General features: G+C 59.0%; 21 protein-coding genes. 12 read left to right on the forward strand and 9 right to left on the reverse strand.

The annotated features are described in order from the left end of the window. Positions 1-1,194: a tetraacyldisaccharide 4'-kinase gene (gene lpxK / locus TSACC_RS08680; RefSeq protein WP_075078938.1), complete on the forward strand. Its 1,194-nt coding sequence runs from the start codon at positions 1-3 to the stop codon at positions 1,192-1,194. Here the strand turns inward: lpxK and TSACC_RS21235 are convergent. Beyond that, positions 1,191-1,895 (reverse strand): outer membrane lipoprotein-sorting protein, encoded by a 705-nt coding sequence (locus TSACC_RS21235; protein ID WP_169809584.1) that lies wholly within the window; start codon positions 1,893-1,895, stop codon positions 1,191-1,193. The genes lpxK and TSACC_RS21235 overlap by 4 nt on opposite strands. Positions 1,896-1,919: 24 nt before the next feature. Between TSACC_RS21235 and TSACC_RS08690 the strand changes: the two genes are divergently transcribed. From TSACC_RS08690 to TSACC_RS08700, 3 genes are read left to right on the forward strand one after another with little or no spacing between them, the layout of a single operon-like run. Next, entirely contained in the window at positions 1,920-2,567 is a 648-nt protein-coding gene (locus TSACC_RS08690) for a phosphatase PAP2 family protein (protein WP_075078940.1), read from the forward strand. Next, positions 2,564-4,054: an ArnT family glycosyltransferase gene (locus TSACC_RS08695; protein ID WP_075078941.1), complete on the forward strand. Its 1,491-nt coding sequence runs from the start codon at positions 2,564-2,566 to the stop codon at positions 4,052-4,054. The genes TSACC_RS08690 and TSACC_RS08695 overlap by 4 nt, the downstream gene beginning before the upstream one ends. After that, positions 4,051-4,749, forward strand: a complete 699-nt coding sequence (locus tag TSACC_RS08700) for a glycosyltransferase family 2 protein (protein ID WP_075078942.1) — start codon at positions 4,051-4,053, stop codon at positions 4,747-4,749. The genes TSACC_RS08695 and TSACC_RS08700 overlap by 4 nt, the downstream gene beginning before the upstream one ends. Here TSACC_RS08700 and TSACC_RS08705 read toward each other — a convergent pair. Beyond that, positions 4,736-5,956, reverse strand: coding sequence for an AI-2E family transporter (locus TSACC_RS08705; protein WP_075078943.1), 1,221 nt, complete (start codon positions 5,954-5,956; stop codon positions 4,736-4,738). The two genes, TSACC_RS08700 and TSACC_RS08705, sit on opposite strands and share 14 nt — an antisense overlap. A 107-nt stretch (positions 5,957-6,063) precedes the next feature. On the opposite strand from TSACC_RS08705, the gene TSACC_RS08710 reads away from it, so the two are divergent. Continuing rightward, positions 6,064-6,318 (forward strand): hypothetical protein, encoded by a 255-nt coding sequence (locus tag TSACC_RS08710; RefSeq protein WP_075078944.1) that lies wholly within the window; start codon positions 6,064-6,066, stop codon positions 6,316-6,318. Here TSACC_RS08710 and TSACC_RS08715 read toward each other — a convergent pair. After that, a complete protein-coding gene (locus tag TSACC_RS08715) occupies positions 6,315-6,695 on the reverse strand; it encodes a hypothetical protein (protein WP_075078945.1) in 381 nt (126 codons plus the stop codon). The two genes, TSACC_RS08710 and TSACC_RS08715, sit on opposite strands and share 4 nt — an antisense overlap. Positions 6,696-6,797: 102 nt before the next feature. Here TSACC_RS08715 and TSACC_RS08720 point away from each other — a divergent pair, with 102 nt between their 5' ends. Together TSACC_RS08720 and mntR are read left to right on the forward strand one after the other, a co-directional pair. After that, positions 6,798-7,523, forward strand: a complete 726-nt coding sequence (locus tag TSACC_RS08720) for a phosphatase PAP2 family protein (protein WP_084400327.1) — start codon at positions 6,798-6,800, stop codon at positions 7,521-7,523. 62 nt (positions 7,524-7,585) lie between these two features. Continuing rightward, positions 7,586-8,044: a manganese-binding transcriptional regulator MntR gene (mntR, locus tag TSACC_RS08725; protein ID WP_075078947.1), complete on the forward strand. Its 459-nt coding sequence runs from the start codon at positions 7,586-7,588 to the stop codon at positions 8,042-8,044. On the opposite strand, the gene TSACC_RS08730 is transcribed toward mntR, so the two are convergent. Genes TSACC_RS08730 through TSACC_RS08755 form a run of 6 tightly spaced genes read right to left on the reverse strand, consistent with a single transcriptional unit; the run spans position 8,045 to position 14,613 of the window. Continuing rightward, positions 8,045-8,758, reverse strand: coding sequence for a C40 family peptidase (locus tag TSACC_RS08730; protein WP_075078948.1), 714 nt, complete (start codon positions 8,756-8,758; stop codon positions 8,045-8,047). A 7-nt stretch (positions 8,759-8,765) separates the two neighbouring features. Continuing rightward, positions 8,766-9,644: a bifunctional methylenetetrahydrofolate dehydrogenase/methenyltetrahydrofolate cyclohydrolase FolD gene (gene folD / locus TSACC_RS08735; protein ID WP_075078949.1), complete on the reverse strand. Its 879-nt coding sequence runs from the start codon at positions 9,642-9,644 to the stop codon at positions 8,766-8,768. Further along, entirely contained in the window at positions 9,631-10,263 is a 633-nt protein-coding gene (locus tag TSACC_RS08740; RefSeq protein ID WP_075078950.1) for a lysophospholipid acyltransferase family protein, read from the reverse strand. The genes folD and TSACC_RS08740 overlap by 14 nt, the downstream gene beginning before the upstream one ends. Continuing rightward, positions 10,260-11,261, reverse strand: a complete 1,002-nt coding sequence (locus TSACC_RS08745) for an inositol monophosphatase family protein (RefSeq protein WP_075078951.1) — start codon at positions 11,259-11,261, stop codon at positions 10,260-10,262. Before TSACC_RS08745 ends, TSACC_RS08740 begins: the two co-directional genes overlap by 4 nt. Continuing rightward, positions 11,258-12,763, reverse strand: a complete 1,506-nt coding sequence (locus TSACC_RS22530; RefSeq protein ID WP_084400328.1) for a glycoside hydrolase family 75 protein — start codon at positions 12,761-12,763, stop codon at positions 11,258-11,260. The genes TSACC_RS08745 and TSACC_RS22530 overlap by 4 nt, the downstream gene beginning before the upstream one ends. Positions 12,764-12,765: 2 nt before the next feature. Continuing rightward, a complete protein-coding gene (locus TSACC_RS08755; protein ID WP_075078953.1) occupies positions 12,766-14,613 on the reverse strand; it encodes an acyl-CoA thioesterase in 1,848 nt (615 codons plus the stop codon). Between the two features lie 125 nt (positions 14,614-14,738). Here TSACC_RS08755 and TSACC_RS08760 point away from each other — a divergent pair, with 125 nt between their 5' ends. From TSACC_RS08760 to rplJ, 5 genes are all read left to right on the forward strand, one after another. Next, positions 14,739-15,959, forward strand: a complete 1,221-nt coding sequence (locus tag TSACC_RS08760; protein WP_075078954.1) for an MFS transporter — start codon at positions 14,739-14,741, stop codon at positions 15,957-15,959. Positions 15,960-16,036: 77 nt separating this feature from the next. Beyond that, positions 16,037-17,146: an LptF/LptG family permease gene (locus tag TSACC_RS08765; RefSeq protein ID WP_084400329.1), complete on the forward strand. Its 1,110-nt coding sequence runs from the start codon at positions 16,037-16,039 to the stop codon at positions 17,144-17,146. Positions 17,147-17,222: 76 nt separating this feature from the next. Next, positions 17,223-17,648, forward strand: a complete 426-nt coding sequence (gene rplK / locus TSACC_RS08770; RefSeq protein ID WP_075078956.1) for a 50S ribosomal protein L11 — start codon at positions 17,223-17,225, stop codon at positions 17,646-17,648. 55 nt (positions 17,649-17,703) lie between these two features. Next, a complete protein-coding gene (gene rplA / locus TSACC_RS08775) occupies positions 17,704-18,405 on the forward strand; it encodes a 50S ribosomal protein L1 (protein WP_075078957.1) in 702 nt (233 codons plus the stop codon). 12 nt (positions 18,406-18,417) lie between these two features. Then, entirely contained in the window at positions 18,418-18,939 is a 522-nt protein-coding gene (gene rplJ, locus TSACC_RS08780; protein WP_075078958.1) for a 50S ribosomal protein L10, read from the forward strand. The last annotated feature ends 41 nt before the right edge of the window (positions 18,940-18,980 follow it).

Below are 18,980 nucleotides of genomic sequence, written 5' to 3' on the forward strand. Positions count from 1 at the left end.
ATGCGGCGCTGGCTGGAAGGTCTCGAAACCTTTGCCATCGACGTCATCCTTGAGCGTCGCTACGGGCGGCGTGCGGATATCCTGCGGTGGTTCCTCTATGGATTGTCGCGGATTTATCTCTCGATCGTCCAGTCGCGCCTGTCACTTTATCGCAGCAGAGTGATGCGTCCGCGCACGGTCGGATGTCTCGTGATCAGTGTCGGCAATCTGAGTGTCGGCGGCACTGGCAAGACGCCGGTGGTTGAGATGCTGGCCCGGGCATTGCACGCCGGGGGGCGCAAGGTGGCCATCCTGAGCCGTGGTTACAAGAGTGTGCCGCGTCCCTTGTTGCTGCGTCTTTGGGACAAACTCGCGAAAAAGAAAGCCGTGTTTGTTCCCCGAGTGGTTTCCGACGGCCAGACTCTGCTGCTGGATTCCCGCACGGCGGGTGACGAACCTTTCATGCTCGCAAACAACCTGCGTGGTGTCGTCGTGCTCGTCGACCGCGACCGCGTGAAGAGCGGTCAATACGCCGTGGAGCATTTCGGTACGGACACGCTTCTGCTGGATGATGGATACCAGTATGTGAGGATGAAGCGGGGGATCGAGGTCGCGTTGGTGGACCGACAGGCTCCGTTCGGCAATGAATACCTGCTTCCGCGTGGTACGCTCCGCGAGCCTCCGGAGAATCTCCGACGTGCCACCCATATCTTTATCACAAAGTGCACCGGCGCTGATAATGCCGACCTCATCGATCGCATCCGGAGTTACAACCGGACGGCGGATATTATCGAGTGTTCGCACCGGCCGACCCATGTGACCAATGTCTTCACCGGGGAGAATGAACCGCTGGATTTTCTCAAGGGCATGACCGTTGGATCGATCTGCGGCATTGCGATGCCGACGAGCTTCGAGGACGCCTTGCGAAAGCTCGGCGCGAAGATCGAAATCGCCAAATCCTTTACGGATCACCACCGCTATACCAAGAGGGAGATCGAACAGTTCATTCGTCGCTGTGCGCGCCGCGACATCCAGGCCATCCTGACGACGGAAAAGGATGCCGTACGTATTCCCCGTATCATCGACCCCGAGGTGCCGATGTATTACCTGCGCGTCGAGATCGAGATATTGGCCGGGCAGGCAAACTGGGAGCGATTCGTCAACCGGCTCACCACGCAGCAGCCGGTGATGGCTCCGCAGCGGTTCTTTGCCTAGGAGTCGGCGGCCTTCCCGAGCACCTCGAGGTAGGTGCGGTCGGTGACTTTCCTCGTGTCCGGGTTGAGAGCCTCAAAACGCATCTGCTTGAGCATCCACTGGCCGTCGATTTTCTGGGCGGATACGACTTCAAACCGGCGGATCATTTTGCCCGACATATCGTAGCCTTCCACACGGACGAGGGCACCGGAGTCCTTGTCGATCCACATGCGGGCGACGCCGTACTGTGAGGCTCCACGCGGAGCCTGCGCCTCGATTTTCCACGCTGGACGGGCGTTGATCCGGTCTTCCCCGATCAGTTTGGGGTTCTTCCAGTAGAGAAACTGGAGGGAGAGATCCTCATAGGTCACTCCCGAGCCACGGATCTTCTCGTCGAATCGAGCGGGTTTGACTGCCGCTGCCTTGCCTCCAATGCGCTCTGTGAGCTTCGGGGCATCATCCCCGAGCTGCAGGATGATCTCCTGGTCGGGGGCCTTGAATTGAAAACGGACCGCGCCATCGACAACGATGGTGAATGGGGTGGACTTTGACTCACGGCGGAGTTGGGCGTCCAAGGCGATCTGGTTGCCCAGGGGATTCACCCGGGCCGCCTCGAGGATTTCCTGGGCGGTGGGATCGGCCGCGCTGGCGGTCCCGATGAGGCAAAGAATCCCCAATCCTGCAGCAACTAGCTTGCGTAAATGGCCCGAACGGAAAATCATACGCCACGCTACTTGCCTTTCAGGATGGATCAACAGCTTCTTTTTCTCATCAATCGCAGCTGGACGCATCCTGTCCTCGACCGGGTGATGACCATCGCTTCCAGTTTTGATTTCTGGCTGCCATTTCTTGTGGCGGGAGGGATTCTGGCAGCGATCTTCGGGGGATGGCGGGCGAGGGCGATGCTGTTGGCCATTGGGCTGGCAGTCGGCGTTACCGATGCGCTTGTGGTGGATACGATCAAAGGCCTGGTAGGCCGCCCCCGGCCTCATGATATGGTGGCAGGTGTGCGCACTCTCGACCTGGCCAGAGCCAAGCCGCGCTTCCTTGCCGCCGTACAACCCTTGCAGGAGGAGATTTCCGTCGCAAAAATTCGCGGGTCTTCCGGGAACTCATTTCCGTCCGGGCATTCCTCGAATAACTTTGCCGTGGCGGTGGTGATTTTCTGCTTTTACCGGCGATGGGGCTGGGTCGCATTTCTCCCGGCGGCCTTGGTTTCCTACAGTCGTATCTATGTCGGGGCGCATTGGCCGCTTGATGTCATCACATCGTGCCTCATTGGAGCGGGAATCGGTTTTCTCACAGTGGCATTGCTGGAAGCGATCTGGCGGCGCTGGTCCGGAAGGTTCCTGCCCCGTTTTTCTGCGCAACACCCCTCTCTGCTCACCGCATGAAATCTGCACGGCTCGTCCTTTTTTTTGTCATCGCGTTGACGCTCGTGCGAGTAGCGATGGTTTGGCTGCAAAACCCATCGCCTGATGAGGCTTATTACTACCTTTGTGCGCAACACCCGGCGCCAGCCTACTTTGACGGGCCACCGGCCACGGCATTTCAGGTCGGTCTGATCAATGGCGTGAGCGCGGGGGATTTCCTCTGGAGGGCGGCTGCGCCGGCTTGGGCGATGGCCGCGTCGATTCTTTGTTTTCTCTTCGTGCGTCGGCTCTCCAATGAGTCCGTTGCCTCCATTTCGGTGGTGGTGCTCAATCTGCTGCCGGGATTCAATGTGCAGGCCTTGCGTGTCGGCCCGCAACTTCCGGCCCTGGCACTGTTGATTCTATGCCTGCTCTGGGTCTGGATGGCTTTTGAAGCAGAAAAAAACTCGCTTCTCTGGTGGGCGCTCTCGGGTATCGCGCTGGGTGGGGCGTGCCTGTATTCCTATGCGGCGGTTTTTGTGATTCCGCTGGTGATCATCTTTGTCCTGTCGAGCGCCAGGCACCGCCGGGGTCGGGATTTTGGCGGGCTGGTGATCTGGATCGTCCTGCCCGCAGCATTTCTGTTCCCTGCTTTGATCTGGAACGCCAGACAGGAATGGATTCCCATGATGCCCGGCACCCTTCGCAGTCTGTGGCATTTCGATAGTGGAGGCTTCCTGGCGTCGCTCGTATCGCTGCTTTACTTCATTTCTCCACTCGTGGCCGTCACATTGCTCGGGACGTGGGCGATGCTGGCCGGGGGAGCGCACTCCCACATCCGCGCCCGATTCCTGTTTCTCGCGGCCATGCCGTTTGTGTTACTGAGCTTTTACATGCTGTATCATGGTGGCGACGCCGCGTTTTTCTTCCTGCTTGCGGTGCCACTCCTTTTGGTGAGAGCTCGGGACTTTCTCGATCTCATCCCGGCAGGTCGCTGGGCGGGAGGCACGGCGATTGCCCTGGCTCTCGGGTTTTCCCTCCACGCGGCAGCGGCATCGATGGACGACGGCCGGGCTTGGGACGCGGCGGCGGCTCATGCTCGGAATGTCTTCACGGAGGAGTTGAAGAAGGGAAATGAAAGCCTCTTCCTCGTGGCCGAGAATCCCGCTCTCGCCTCGGTGCTCGGCTACTATCTCAAGGACAGCCTCATCCCACCATCCGGCCATCCCGTGGTCTACGTGGGAGAGTCGCAGGATATTTCCAGTCAATACGCACTCTGGCCGACGTATGCCGACTTCGTCGACAGCACGCGTGTCGCTGACGAGTACTATACCGAGCAGAAGGGGGAGAATCCCTTCATTGGTCGGAGCGCCCTGTACATCACCGAGGAAAAAGCCGACGAGGTGCCGCAAACGATCAAGGCGGCGTTTGAGTCGGTGACCCTTCTTGAGGAGTACCCCTTGCGTGGCGCCCACCGAAACCCGCTATACATCTATCTTTGCAAGAACTACCAGACGTTGCCTTTGTGAATACCCCTGACTTTTCCGTGGTTATCCCGCTTTTCAACGAGGAGGATAACGTCGCCATCCTCCAGCGGGAGATCGGCGAGGCCCTGGCCGGGCGCAATTACGAACTCATTCTCGTCGATGATGGGTCTTCGGACGCCACCGTGGCGCGTATCAATCGCAAGCCCGAGGTGAGGGTGCTGGAGTTTGAAAAGAATGCCGGTCAAAGCGCCGCGATGATCGCAGGGATAACGGCGGTGCGGGGGAGCGTGATCGTTCTCCTCGATGGCGATCTGCAAAATGACCCGAAGGACATTCCCCGCTTGCTCGATGAGATCACAAAGGGGGCCGACCTCGTATGCGGTTACCGGGCCAAGCGTCGAGATACCGTGGTGAAAAAGATCACGAGCCGGGTGGCAAATTTCGTCCGTAGCCGCTTCGTCGGAGACGGTGTTCGCGATACGGGCTGTACGCTCAAAGCCATGCGGCGCGAGTGCGCTACAGCGCTTGTCCCCTTCAAGGGCGTCCACCGGTTCATTCCCGCGCTCGTGAAGAACGCAGGCTTTCGGATTGTGGAGATTCCCGTCAACCATCGCGCCCGCCAATACGGCGTGAGCAAATACGGGTTGGGGAATCGCGCCATCAAGGCGACCACCGACATGCTCGGGGTGCGCTGGCTGCAATCCCGCTATATCGATTACCGCGTCAAGCAGGGCTAGCCGGAGGCGCTTCAGGAGTCTCGGGCTCAAGCTGCCAGGTCTCAGGCGCGGCCGGGCGATCCCAGAAGTAACGCTTCAGCAGCACCTTGATCGAGGCAGTCAGAGGTACCGCGAGCAGAGCGCCGAGCAAGCCGCCGAGAATCAAGCTCCAGGCCAGCACGGAGATGATGACCGTGAGCGGGTGAAGCCCCACGGATTCGCCGACGATCTTCGGGGCGATAAACAGGCCATCCAGCTGATTCACCGTGATGAAAATGATCGTCACGGCGAGCGGATGCCCCCAATCGCCAAACTGGGCCGCGGCGATGATGACGGCAGGAATCCAGCAAATGATCACCCCGAGATACGGGATGAGCCCGAGGATTCCCACGAAAAGGCCGATGACCAGGGCAAACTCCAGCCGAACCACCAGCAGGCAAATCGCAATGAGCGCTCCATCGATCAGACTGACGAGCAACTGGCCTCGGAAGAAGTTGATGAGATAGCGGTTGATCTCGGTGAAAAGAGAAACGATCTCGCTCTTCAGTGGCGATGCGCGGAGGGGAAGGTAATTGCTCCAGTTTTTTGAAATGGCGCGGCCCTCCTTGAGGAAGAAAAAGAGGAATATCGGCACCAGCACAAGGCTGAGGAGGAATCCGAAGACGCCGAGAAATCCGCCCACGCTGCGATGGAGGAATCCTCCCGTCGCCACCGCCATGTTGGGAACCTCCTTTTGTAGCCAGCCGATGCCATTGTCGACGGTGGTCGAGATGTAGCTGGTGATCGGGTCCACCGGCGTTTCGGGATCCGTCTGTTTTTGCAGCCAGGGTTTTTCGCTAAGGCGCTTGACCTGCTCGAGCGTCTGGTTGAAGAGCGCCTGGGCTTTCGCCGTATAGGCAGGCATGTTTTTCGCCAGGACCCCGGCCTGGTGCGATACCGTGGGAACGATGCCGAGAATAACGGTGGCGCCGATAAGGACAAAGGCGAAGAAAACCGTCAATACCGCCCAGGTGCGTGAGAAGCGCCACTTCTCCAGCAACCGTACCACCGGATCGAGGAGAAAGGCCAGGATTGCCGAGATGGCGATCGGAATCAACACAGGCTGCAGATAGGAGATGGCACTGACGATCAGCCATCCGGCAAAGGCGATGACCGCAAAGATCACTACGCAGGAAAATGCGGTGATGGCAGCCCACAGGGTTTTTTTCTGAAACAGGGACGGAACCACGGCTCATTCCTAGTGAGGGACTCCCAGTCTGGAAAGGCCAAACAGAGTGAATCCTTCAGGCGAATTCGACTTTGCGATTCGACAGCTCACGCGTACGGTGTGCGAGGATGTCGAGCGCGATCATCGATTTCTTCCGCAGCAAGTTTGGTGCACCTCCCCCTGTGGCTCCCATCGAGCGAATGATGGCCAAGCGCTGGGTAAAGGAGCGCCTGAAGCATATGTATCCCGAGCTGAGGCACGACCCAAAGGCGCTGGAGGAGGTTTATCAATCCTTGAGCCTGGAGCCTCGTCCGGGTCTGGGCAAAGGCGGCGAGATGATGTTTGAAGTCGTTCTTCCCGGCCGACTGGATTCCGACTCCTAGTAGGCCACGTAGCTCATTCCCATCGGCTGGATCAGATGGTAGACCGAGAAAACCGTCACCGATAGCCCGAGGGAGACATAGGCGCTCGGTAGGGAGTTTCGCCGAACCGCATGGACTGCGAGCACGATGGCCGCGACGAGCATGGCTATGGGGATCACGCAAAAAGCATGGCCGATCAAAGGCTGGCGAAACATGGCGGTGACCAGCCAATGGTTGAAGGGATCGGGGAGTAGCCTCACATAGATCAGCGGAGAGAGCATCCAGGTGCCGAAACTCTCAAAAGCAAACCGTTCCGGCCCGATGAACAGGATGTAGATACCGATGAGGGCTGCAGTAAATACAACGACTCGCCGAGCAGTGACGAAGCCGGGGGACATGCTTCAAGAGTCGTTCTTTGGCGATGATTTGGCAAGGCGTAATCAGGAGTGTCCCCCAGCTTGACCTGTCATGCGGGATGCTGTTAGCAGGGCGGGAGCCATATGTCTGGTTTTACCCCCCTCCATGCATTTCTTTGTTGTCTGGCGCTGACCACGGCCTCGTCCATTGGCGCTCCGCCCTCGGCTACTCCGTCTCCCACACCCCAGTGGCATTTGCCTGCGCTCGAGTATTTCATTGAGAAACTGCCGGCTCCGCCCCGTGAGGGATCGTTCCGCGACCGGCTCGACCTGCAGGATGCCCGTGCCCGGCAGGCAAGTATGTCGCCAGAGCAGCTGGCTCATGCCCGGGTGACCTTTCGGCTGACGGTCTTTACCTTTTCCGAGGCCATGGGAGATGGGTTCAATCCGACGAACTATCCCCAGACCGCCGCCTTTTTTGCCAGGGTGGCAAACGATGCCAATCTCATCATTACCGGCCTGAAAAACCACTATAAACGGGTCCGTCCCTTCCAGGCTCATCCCGGCAAGGTCTCGATCTATGTCCCAGCCGAGGCGGGATACTCTTACCCCAGCGGGCACAGCACACGGAGCCGACTTTACGCGATGCTGTTGGCCGAGCTGGACCCATCGAAGAAACGAGAGATCTCCCTCTGCGCCCAGAAAGTGGCTACCGACCGCATCCTGGCTGGAGAGCATTACCTGACCGACCTGGAGGCAGGTCGCAAGCTGGGTAAGTTGATCTTTCAAAGCCTCATGCGAGACCCCAGTTTCCATGCGTCTCTGGAGGCGGTTCGTCAGGCGGAATGGACGAATAGTCCGCAAAAATAGACCCCGTACAGCCGTCAGCATCGGATTTGTCAACGTTCCGATCTTGTGGCACAAGAAGAAGGATGCCCGTGCAGAAAACGAAGTCCTCGACCGCGCTGGTTCCTCAGAGCGACGAGAGCGCCCTCCATCAACGCCGCACTCGTCAGCAGCACGCCCAGGAACGAGCGCAGGACTACGTGGAAGCCATTGCCGATCTGCTCGCGACTCGGGGAGAGGCGAGGGCGACCGACCTGGCTCGTAATCTCGGGGTGACCCATGTCACCGTCATTCGCACGGTACAGCGGTTGCAACGTGACGGTTTGGTGACGACCCAGCCTTACCGTTCGATTTTTCTTACGGATGCAGGGAAGCGGCTTGCCATCAAGGCCAAGGCGCGGCATCAGACCGTGGTTGCGTTTCTGGAAGCGCTGGGTGTGTCTTCCGCCACGGCGCGAGCGGATGCCGAAGGCATCGAGCACCATGTGAGCGCGGAAACATTGGCTGCCTTTGAGCGATTCGTCGCGGAGCGGACGGGCAGGTAGCTAGAAGCCGACTCGTCGCGCGATGATGCATGGAGTCGATAACCACACATCCGGCTGGCGTTTATTCAGGACGAGGACCTTGTCTTGAGCTGGATCGGCTTCGATCCAATCTCCGTCCCCCAGATAAACCAGGCAGTGAACGCCGGAACTCGTCACTGCGAGATCGCCTGGTTGCAGTTGTTCATAAGGCAGCTTGGCGAGCGGGCCTTTGATGTCCAGTCGACAGTAGTCTGCCGAAATCGGCAGGTCTCGCGCTGCCGCGTCATTCCACCAAGAGAGAAAGGATTGCCGGATCAATGCCGGATTCATCGTGCGTAGCCCCTCCTCGAAGAGTGTTTTCCTCCAGGCTGTTCGTGGAAGCCCAGAGCAGTCGATGCCCAGGCGACCTTCTCCTCCCCAGACGTAGGGGGTACCCTCAAATGTTCTTAAATTGGCGACGTAAGCGGCACGCAAGTTTTCCGGCGAAGCCGGAGACCAGAGAGCGATCGCTGTAATGAGGATCAGCCCCATGCCAATTACGCACTGGAACCAGCGGCGGCGCCAGAAAATCGCGGCACCGGAGATCAGAGAAAGCAGGACGAAGGCGCAGGCGGCATAACGCACCAGACCAGAGTTGATCGGCTGTATCAGCAGCCCGATCAACATCGCCAAGGAGAAAAGAAAGAGCGACGTGAAGCTCAGCGGAATGAGCCGCCGGAGGTTCAGTCGCTCCATAAACGAGCTACTTCGTAAGCTGCTCGCAGGCCTGCACGGTATTGGCCATGAGCATGGCGATCGTCATCGGGCCTACGCCTCCGGGGACGGGCGTGATGGCGGCGCATCTTTCTGCCACCGCGTCATAATCCACATCGCCGACGAGGCGGGTGCCCTTGGGGGAGGTGGGGTCGTCAATACGGTTGATGCCCACGTCAATAACGACGGCGCCGTCGCCGATGTGTTCGGCTCCGAGAAAATGCGGGCGGCCCACGGCGGCAATCACGATTTCTGCCTGGCGCGTGATGGCGGCAAGGTTCTTCGAGCGTGAGTGCGCCACGGTGACCGTGGCGTCGCCGCCCTTGCCGCGACGCATGAGGAGCAGCGCCATGGGTTTGCCCACGATCATGCTGCGGCCCACGACGACGGCATTGGCTCCAGCGGTGGAGACTCCGGCTTCCTCCAGCAGGCGGATGCAGCCCAGTGGGGTGCAGGGCACAAAGCCCGTCGGATCTTCCAATGCGAGCTTGGCGACATTTACGGGATGAAAGCCGTCGACGTCCTTGTTGGGATCGATGGCGCGCACAATGGCGGCCTCGTCGATTTGTTTTGGCGGAGGAGACTGGACGAGGATGCCGTGAATAGCCGGGTCATGGTTCAGTTCACGGACCACCGCGAGGAGCTCCTCCTGGGATGTCGTGGCGGGCAGCTCTCTTTTGACCGAGTGAAAGCCGAGTTCTGCGGCGCGCTTGTCCTTGGAACGAACGTAGGCGCGGGAGGCCGGGTCATCCCCAACCAGCACGACGGCGAGGCCCGGCTGGATGCCGCGGGCGGCAAGCGCCTCAATGCGCTGGCGCGTTTCCTGATGAACCTTCTGGGCTACGGCTGCTCCGTCAATCTGCTTCATTTTTTAAAGTGTTTTCCAAATCAAGGCGTACCTTCTCGAACTCCTCGGCGGTGAGTTCGGAGGGCACGGAAATCGGTTCGCCTACTTTGATCGAGATGGTCGAGAAGGGCAATGGGATGATGAAGCGATCCCAGCTTTTCAGCCGGACGCATCGGGAAAACTTTGCATGCAGTGGCAGGATGCGCGTTCCGGTGGTCTGCGCGAGGAAGACGACGCCAGGGCCGAGTTTGTAGCACGGGCCTCGCGGTCCATCGGGCGTGACCGCAATGTCAATGCCCTGCTCGACAGCGCGAACGAGTTCGCGCATGGCCTGGGAACCTCGACGCGAACTGGAACCGCGGATGGCTCCCATGCGAAATCCTGCCATGATCTGGGCAAGAATCTCGCCATCCTTGCTCGGGCTGGTGAGTACAGTGACGCCCTTGCGCTGTTTGGGATATCGCCGCAGAAACGAAACCGTGATGCCCAGGATGCGATTGTGCCAAAAGCACAGAATGATCGATTTTCCCGACATGTCGTTCTTGATGATCGAGTCATCGTCCACCTTGAGTCGGATGGTGCAGAAAAGGAGGCGGAGTATGGCTACGGCGATGCCGGCCAGCAGGGATTCCCGGGTCATGCGAGGAATTGATTCAGGAGCTTTTGCAGCACGGGCCTGGCCTTGGCGGCTATGGTGGGATTGGCGTAGATCACCCAGGCCATCGGGTGCGTCGTGTTCAATGGCGCATCCGGGAATCCACCGAGGGGGTGCTCGTAGATGATTCCGGCCTCGGAAAGGACCAGCGCGGCGGAAACATCGTAGGGATGACAGACGAGGGCGGCATCGAGCCCGAGTCGAGCGAAGACCAGCGGGCGGATGTCGCCGCCAAACCGGTCATGCCCGGAGAGCATTTCATAAAACGCCCCTCCGGTGCTGATGTATTGGTCGTCAAAAACCTGGAGGGGAGCGGTGCCCTTGTAATCCGTCAACTCCTCCCAGAGGGCCTCCTCGATCTGCGCGGTGAGTGTACGGCCCTCAGGCAGGTACTTTGCCAGCCAGGAGAAGCCGTGTTCAAACTGCGTGGCTTGCGATGCCTGGAGAAAAAGCGGAGCAGTGCTCCCGTCGAGCACATTGCGGGAGGTGAAGACGCAGCCGCCTCCCCGGGTCGCGCTGATTTGATCTGCCCGCCATTGTTTGGTGACGGGTAGCTCAGTCATCGCGGCGGCGATGATGCCGGAGAGACGAGTATCGTCTCCTCTCTGTGGAGCGACGCCTGCGAGCGTCCATGCGCTACGCTTGTCATGCATGATTCCCCGTGTTCCATCAATCGGGTCGATGATGCACTTCCAGCGGGTGGCGGAAACGTCGGTACCTGCTGGAAAGCACAGGGGATGGTCGTCCTCGATGCCTTCCATCACGACCTGCACAGGTTCGTCGTGAGGCCAATGTGCGGAGAACCACTCTGAGATGGCGTCTTCGCTCAGGCGGTCGATCTGATAGATCGTGTCCGCCGCAGTCTCGGCAGCGATGCCCGAGAGATCCTCGATCGATCTGGATGCTCTTCCGCTCAGGAAACGCGACTGGATGTGGTCACCCAGCGCGCAAAGAAGCTGGCGGATATCTTCGGGTGCGATCACGGATTTGAGGGGGGCGCCGACGCGTCGGCGGGCGTAATAACGGCTGGCTGCGGAGCGGTTGGACTCGGGCTGGGCGATGCCGCAGGAGTCGGCGAGCCTGACGGCATGGGAGTCGCGGAGGGTTGGGGAGTTTCGATGATAAAGTTGGGATTAACCGTTGCTGCCGGGGATGCTCCCGCAGCCGGAGAACCTTCCGGTGATGAACTCGGAGCGGGGCTTGGCGAAGGTTCGGGCGTGGGGGTAGGCGTAGGTGTCGGGGTGGGAGTTGGCCATGGAGGCACGATGTCCGGCCAGGAGAAAAGCTCCGGTGCGGTGCCGCCGATTTCGTCGAGATACTTTTTACACTTGGCCCGCCAATCCGCCAGATTCGGCTGCGTGGCGGGATCCGCCGTTCCTGGGAACACAAGATATGCCACCTTGATGTTGCTGACCGGGCGCGCGATGGAGGAAGCCTTTGGATTGATCTCCCTGGCCAGGCGGATCGATGCCTCACCGATTTTGGCGGAAGGCCCTGCATCTCCGACGATAGCAGGGTAGACCACACCGTTGTAGATCACGGCCGCGTAGTCTCCGACCTTGGGGGCAAACGGATCTTCCTTGTCATTAATCATGAATGTCGGGATCACGATCGAGGGGTCGGTGGACGAGATCAGAAAACTGTAGGTCTTGAGATCGTTGATCGTCCGGGTGGTCTGGTCGATGGCCTGCTGGAGTTCCTTGTTGCGGGCGGCGGTGAGGCCGGGTACGGCATACTCACGCTTGAAATCCGCCAGCTTTTGCTGATAGCGCGGCAGCAGAGGATTGATCCGGTCGGTGGTGCGTTTCCAGCGATAGCTCGTTTGTGGCTGAAAGAACCGACCGGAGTCATCGACCGGGACGTTGCGATCGCCGTCAGTGCCATCGACATTGACGTCCATGTCACCAATGAGAAGCAGGGCTTTCCGTCCTGTATCGGGCGACGTGAGCTCCAGCATTGTCTCGCAGTCGTAGAAGTTGTGGCGTGAGAGCACTTCGTCCAGCTGGAAGAGCTGGCTGCGGATTGACTCAATCTTGTTGCTATAGAGCTTCTCGAAGAACGGGGATACCTTCGCATTTTCGACCAGCGACGGCATCTGATTCAGCACATGAGGGAGCTTGGGGTCATTTTTCGCCAGATCTTCCAGGCTCTTGCTAGCCCGTGGGAGCCTGGCTGTGAAGGTAACCTGTACCTCGTAGGCGTTGTCCTGGGTGCGTTCGATGGAGGCGAGTTCGTCGCTGGCGGGAGTGGCGAATTTTGTCTGGAAGGTGATGCCGTTGAACATCCGGCCGAGTTCCACCGGTTTGCGAGGCAGCGCGGGCACGGGGATCGGCGTAGGGGATGGAGTCGATGTCGCGACTACTGGGGTGACCTCCGGGGTCGGAGCAGGAGTCTCCTTTGGAAGGACAGGCTTGGTGCTCGGTGGTTGGCATCCAGCCAGGACAGCCATCGCACCGGCTCCGGCCAGTAGTCGGACTCGCTTCATTCCTATGTGTAGACCATGAAGGCCGCTGTCACCTCGGCCGGGAGATCAATGAGCTTGTAGTCGGTGGAGGCTACGAAAAGCAGCGACTGTTTGCCGTGTCCGAGGAGCTTCTGGGCGGAGTCGTAGATCTCGTGCTCGAGGATCACGAACTTGCGATTGTAACTCGCAATGCGAATGCGAACGCTCACCGTCTCGAACTCGCGCGTCTCGCGTACGAACTTGTGCTCGAACGAACGGGTGAGAATGTAGAACGGCGTGTTCTTCAGGTCGAACTTTGGCATGACCTGGTTGAAGAACAGTTCGCGGGTCTTGCCGACCCACATGGCGTACATGCCGAAGTAGACGTTACCCACCGAGTTCGTATCCGCGTAGGTCGCGACGAAGGAGTGGATGAACCACTTGCCCTCGAAATGTCCGCCGACCGGATAGCCGCCGGTGACGGGAGCGGCTCCTGTGGCGGCAGGCATCACCGCAGCCGTGGCGGGGCCGATATCCTGCGACGGCGCAGCGAGTTCCTCGGAGTCGCTGACAAACTCCTGCGGGGAGCCCGGCTTCAGCAGCAGCCATACGACATAGGCCAGAGGCAGAAGTGATCCAATGATCTGGAAAAGCGGGAGGCGCAGGAAATACCCGTAAGCAAAGATGACCACGGCGAGGCTGCCGATACAGAACATCTTGACCTGCGGAATGGCATTGGCCGGGGTGATGACGTAGCAGCGGGCGATCGAGAGGACGGAATACCCGACGAAGAACGTCGCATAGAAGATCATGAAGTACTCGAGCTCCAGCCTGAGCACAGCCGCGATGAGGGCGATCACACCGGCAAAGATGAAGATCGGGATGGGCGATGTGATGAGCCGCTTCGGGATGAGTGCAAAGAGCGGATTGTTTGACAGCGCGGCATTGTCCTGAAGGAACCAGCGGAGCGAGATGTAGCCACTATCCAGCGTCGTCAGGATGCAGACACAGATCCACACCGCGTAAGCGCCAAACACCCATGGCGAGGCGTGCTCGAAGAACTGGAGAACCAGCGTCTCGTGCCCGTAGGTGTAATGTCCTATACCCTGGCGCAGGTAGTGGCTGGCTCCATGGCTCAGCGCCCACAATGTCATCGTCCCATGGAAAATCAGCATCAGGGTGAACTGGATCGATCCCACCCAATATGCCGCAGCGATGGAAACCCGCTCGCGATGCATCTGGATGGCTCGCTGCCACTGCTGGAGGTCGAGCCATGGGCCGACGAGGAAGCCGATGATGATGGGGATGACATAGCCCCAGAAATCCCAGTCGGGAGCAAGCATCTTGGGCTCGCCCTGGGCGGTGGCTGGTCCCGATTGGATCGCGTTGACGATTAGCACTGCGACCGCAGCAGCGAGGATGAGGCCCAGTACGCCGTGGCTGTACTTGATCCTTTTGATGTCAAACTCCTCGCCAAACAGGATTGCCGCTGCCAGCACGATCAGAAGGGTGAGGGGGAGGTAAAGCAGCCACGGCTGCATGCCGAGCGAGAGCCATCCGTACCGAATAAAGGCAAAAATCGTAAGGGTGATCGCCAGGAGTTGATACAGGAAGAAGACCAGTCGAAACGGTCTGGACCACGTCGTAAAGAAACGGGCGAGCGATTCCGACCCCGGCTCACGACGCGCGATATGATGCGTGACCAAGCCAAAACACAACAGCCCGAGGCCGTTGGTGATGGCGAAAATCAGGAGACCAAACAGCCCAAACTGGGTGGAAAATTGGACGGAAAAGAACAAACCGAGGCCCCACATCCAGGAGAGCGCCACGGAGTTGCCCCAGAGGAGAGTTGGAAACCAGCGAGTCGGAGTCGAATTCGGGGATGAGGCCATGAACAAATAGTGAAGATAAACTTTTCAGATTTTCGCGCAATGTGCAACGCCAGCGCAACCATCCGACAAATCATGTCGCGCCCTTGCTTTTGCGCAGGAAGTCCTGTTGATTGTGATCCTCTCTCATGGACAGACGTCCGCTGCAATACCTCGCGATCTTTTTTACCGTATTTATCGACATTCTCGGCTTCGGGATTGTCATTCCGGTATTGCCTCTCTACGCCGAGCACTTCGGCGCCACCCCGTGGCAGATTGGCTGGCTGGTAGGGGTTTTTTCCCTGGCCCAGTTCTTCTTTGCGCCTATCTGGGGCAAAGTGTCCGACCGTATCGGGCGCAAGCCCGTCCTGTTGCTTGGAGTCATCGGGACGATTGCGGGATATCTTCTCATGGGCATGGCTGGATCGGTCCTCATGCTATTTGTGGCCCGGTTAATCGACGGAATTGCTGGAGCCAATATCGGCGCGGCGCAGGCATACCTGGCCGATATATCGTCGCCGGAGAATCGGGCAAAGGCGATGGGTCTCCTTGGCGCTGCTTTTGGACTGGGGTTTGTTTTTGGGCCAGCCCTGGGCGGATGGGCCGGGGTGAAGTTTAACTATTCCGCTCCCATGTTCATCGCGGCCGGGCTCGCTGCCGTAAATTTCCTCTTTATCGTCTTTTTCCTGCCCGAGTCCCGCAAAACCGGGGCTGCCGCTCCGGAGGCAAAGCGTATTTTTCCTGATCTCTTCCAGCATGTGCGGGTCCAGCAGTATGTCGCGAGCCTCGTGTGCTACTTTCTGGTGATTGCGGGTTTTTCGATGATGACGGCGCTCTTTGCGCTCTACCTGAAACACCGCTTCGACCTCGACGCCCTCCATACCGGCTACATCCTGGCGGGAATCGGTATCCTCGGAGTGATCATTCAGGGAGGACTCATCGGACGACTGGTAAAGCGATTTGGAGAGGGCCTGCTCGCGGTTGCCGGGAGTTCTCTGGTATTCGTCGGTTTGGTGGCGCTGGCGTTTGCCGGTACGTTTGGATTGATGCTCGCGGCCTCGGCCCTGGTTGGCATCGGTAATAGCCTGCTCATGCCCACGCTTTCTGCGCTGGCGTCCCGCAGTGCGTCGGCGGAGTGGCAGGGGAGGGCTCTGGGGGTCGTCCAATCTGCCGGCAGCCTGGCGCGCTTTGCCGGTCCGCTGACTGCGGGATGGTTGCTCGGGATGTCCGAGGCGGGCCACCGTTGGCCGTATGCCGCTCTACCCTTTGCCGTGGCGGCGGGATTCCTTGCCGTCGCGACGATTGCCGCAGTTGCCCTGGAGATACGGCGGGAGCGTCCGGAAGAAACTGCGTTGGGGCAAAACGCTTGATCGTACATGCCTCATCGCCTATTTGAAGGGATTCACCCCGCGCCCGGGCTTCCGCTCGTGCAGGGGCTTTTTAGTTCATGAAGATTATTGATCGTTATGTCGGGATGAGCGTGGTGGCGACCGCCTTTTTTGGCGTCGTGGTGCTCAGTCTGGTGCTTGTTCTCGGCAACCTGTTCAAGGAACTCCTGGATGTCATCATCAACAACCCGGATGTCCCCATTCTCACTGTCGTGTCCTTCATGGCGCTGGTGCTGCCGTTTTCCATGACTTTCACCATTCCGTGGGGATTCCTTACAGCGCTCCTCCTGGTTTTTGGTCGTATTTCTGCAGATAATGAACTAATCGCCCTGCGCGCCAACGGCGTGAGCGTTCCCCGCCTTTGTATTCCGGTTTTCCTCCTCGCCATCGTCCTGACGGCGATTTGCTTCTGGATCAATGTTGATGTTGCTCCGCGCGCGGAGCAAAAAATGAGCAAGGCGATCGTCGAAATCGCAACGAGCAATCCGGCCGCAGTGTTCCGGGCCGACGAGGTGGTCGACCAGTTTCCCGACCGACGCATTTACGTGGGCGGCAAGAACGGCGACAAGCTCGAGAATCTTATCGTTTTTGAGATCAATGACGATGGGGAGCCGACCAAGATGGTCTATGCCAGCGAGGGCATCCTCACCCCGGACATTCCCAACAAGCAGCTGATCCTGAAGCTTTTCGACGCCCGATTTGAACAGCGCGACGAAAAAGCTCCCCGGGATATTTCGAAAATTCACCAGGGCATCGTCGTGGCAGAGGGAGACTTTCCCATCTCTCTGCAGCAATTTTACGATGAATTTCTCACCGGCCGCCGCTTGAGCTCGTACACGTTGCCGGAGTTGCTCAACTTCATGTCCCAAGGGGCTGATGGCAAGATGCTTGAGGCGTCGGTGGAACTGAACAAGCGCTTTTCGGCCTCCTTGGCCTGCCTGGCATTTGCCCTTATTGCGGTGCCACTCGGTATCACCACACACCGCAAGGAAACGTCGGTCGGTTTCGGGCTGAGTCTGGTCGTTGCGTTTACCTACTTTTTCTTCATTATCATGGCCGACACCTTCCGGGGAAATGCCGGAGCGCATCCCGCCTTGTTAATCTGGATCCCGAACATCCTTTTCATCACTCTGGGGGCGGTGCTCTTCTACAGGCTCTCCAAAAAGTAAAGTTTCTTCTTGCCCGATTGGGCAATTCGTGGTTGCTTCTTGACCCTTTCCGCCCGAGCGGCGGCTCTCTCATTTTATGGCAAAAGAAATCGTCGGACAGATCAAATTGCAGATTCCCGCCGGGCAAGCGAATCCCGCGCCTCCGGTCGGTCCTGCCCTCGGCCAGCAGGGTGTCAACATCATGGCCTTCTGCAAGGAATTCAACGCCGCCACGCAGAAGCAGGCGGGTGATATCCTTCCCGTAGTCATCACCGTCTACAAGGACAAGAGCTTCACCTTCATCACGAAGTCGCCCCCGGCCTCGATCCTCCTCAAGAAAGCTGCTGGTCTCGCCGCTGGTTCCAAGGAGCCGAACAAGACCAAGGTCGCCAAGCTCACGAAGAAGCAGGTCCTCGACATCGTCAAGATCAAGATCAAGGACATGAATGCGCGCACCGAAGAAGCCGCATACCGCTCGATCTGTGGTACCGCCCGTCAGATGGGCATCGAAATCACCGAATAAACCCAAACCGCAGGAGATTTGCCGTGAGGCGGATCGTCTGTACTGCAAACCCTAAATGGCTAACAAACGCAGCAAACGTTATCGTGCCGCCGCCGAGCAGGTGGATGGCAATCGCAAGTATCCGCTTTCCGAAGCGATCAAGACTCTCAAGGGTCTTCCTGCCCCGAAGTTTGACCAGACGGTCACGCTTTCCTTCAAGCTGGGTGTGGATCCCAAGCAGAGCGACCAGATGGTTCGCGGCACCTGCCCGCTCCCGCACGGCAGCGGCAAAAATGTCCGAGTCCTCGTTTTCGCGACCGGCGCAGCCGCTGAGGCCGCCCGCGAGGCTGGTGCGGAATTCGTTGGTTATGACGACCTCCTCAAGAAGGTCACCGGCGGTTTCTCCGACTTCGATGTCGCCATCGCCACTCCGGCCGCCATGGCTGAGGTCAAGAAGCTTGGTAAGGTCCTCGGACCGCGCGGCCTCATGCCGAACCCCAAGACAGGCACCGTCACCGACGACACCGCCAAGGCTGTCAAGGAAGTGAAGGCAGGCCGCGTGGAGTTCAAGCTCGACAAGAACGCCAACATCGCCGTCCCGGTCGGCAAGTTCTCTTTCGACGAGACTGCTCTCGTGGAGAATGGCAGCGCCGTCATCGACGCCGTCGTCAAAGCCCGCCCGGCAACCGCCAAGGGCGCGTTTGTTGAAAACATCACCCTCAGCGCCACCATGAGCCCTGGTGTTACGGTGGACGCTGCTCCGTTCCTTAAAAACTAACCTGCACCTGCAATGAGACCCGAAAAAACCACTATCGTCGCCGACATCGAAGCCAAGCTTCAGAAGTCGCCGTTTCTCCTCGTTGCCGACTACTCCGGCATGCAGGTCAAGCATTTCGAGGAACTCCGCACCCGCCTCGCTGGCGTGGGCGCGACCTTCCAGGTCGTCAAAAACTCCTTCGTCAAGCGCGCCATCAAGGATCTCGGTCTTCCCGAGCTCAATGGTGCCCTCAGTGGCCAGACCGCGATCGTCACAGGCGAGAGCGACATCTGCGCTGCTGCCAAGGTCCTCAAGACCTTCGTTTCCGAGTTTGAGCGTCCTCCGGTCAAGGTTGGTATCCTCGATAACGCCCTTCTGACCGCCGATCAGGTCAAGGCCCTCGCTGACCTTCCTTCCAAGGAAGTTCTCCAGGCCAAGCTCCTCGGTCTGCTCCAGACCCCGGCCAGCCAGTTTGTCCGCATCCTCAACGAGCCCGGCGCCAGCCTGGCCCGCCTCCTCAAGGCCAAGGCCGAGAAGGACGAACAGGGAGCCTAAAGAAAAAAGACTTTCCCAAGGCGTTAGAAGCCGCGCCATGG

This window comes from Terrimicrobium sacchariphilum (genome assembly GCF_001613545.1).
Lineage (GTDB): Bacteria > Verrucomicrobiota > Verrucomicrobiia > Chthoniobacterales > Terrimicrobiaceae > Terrimicrobium > Terrimicrobium sacchariphilum.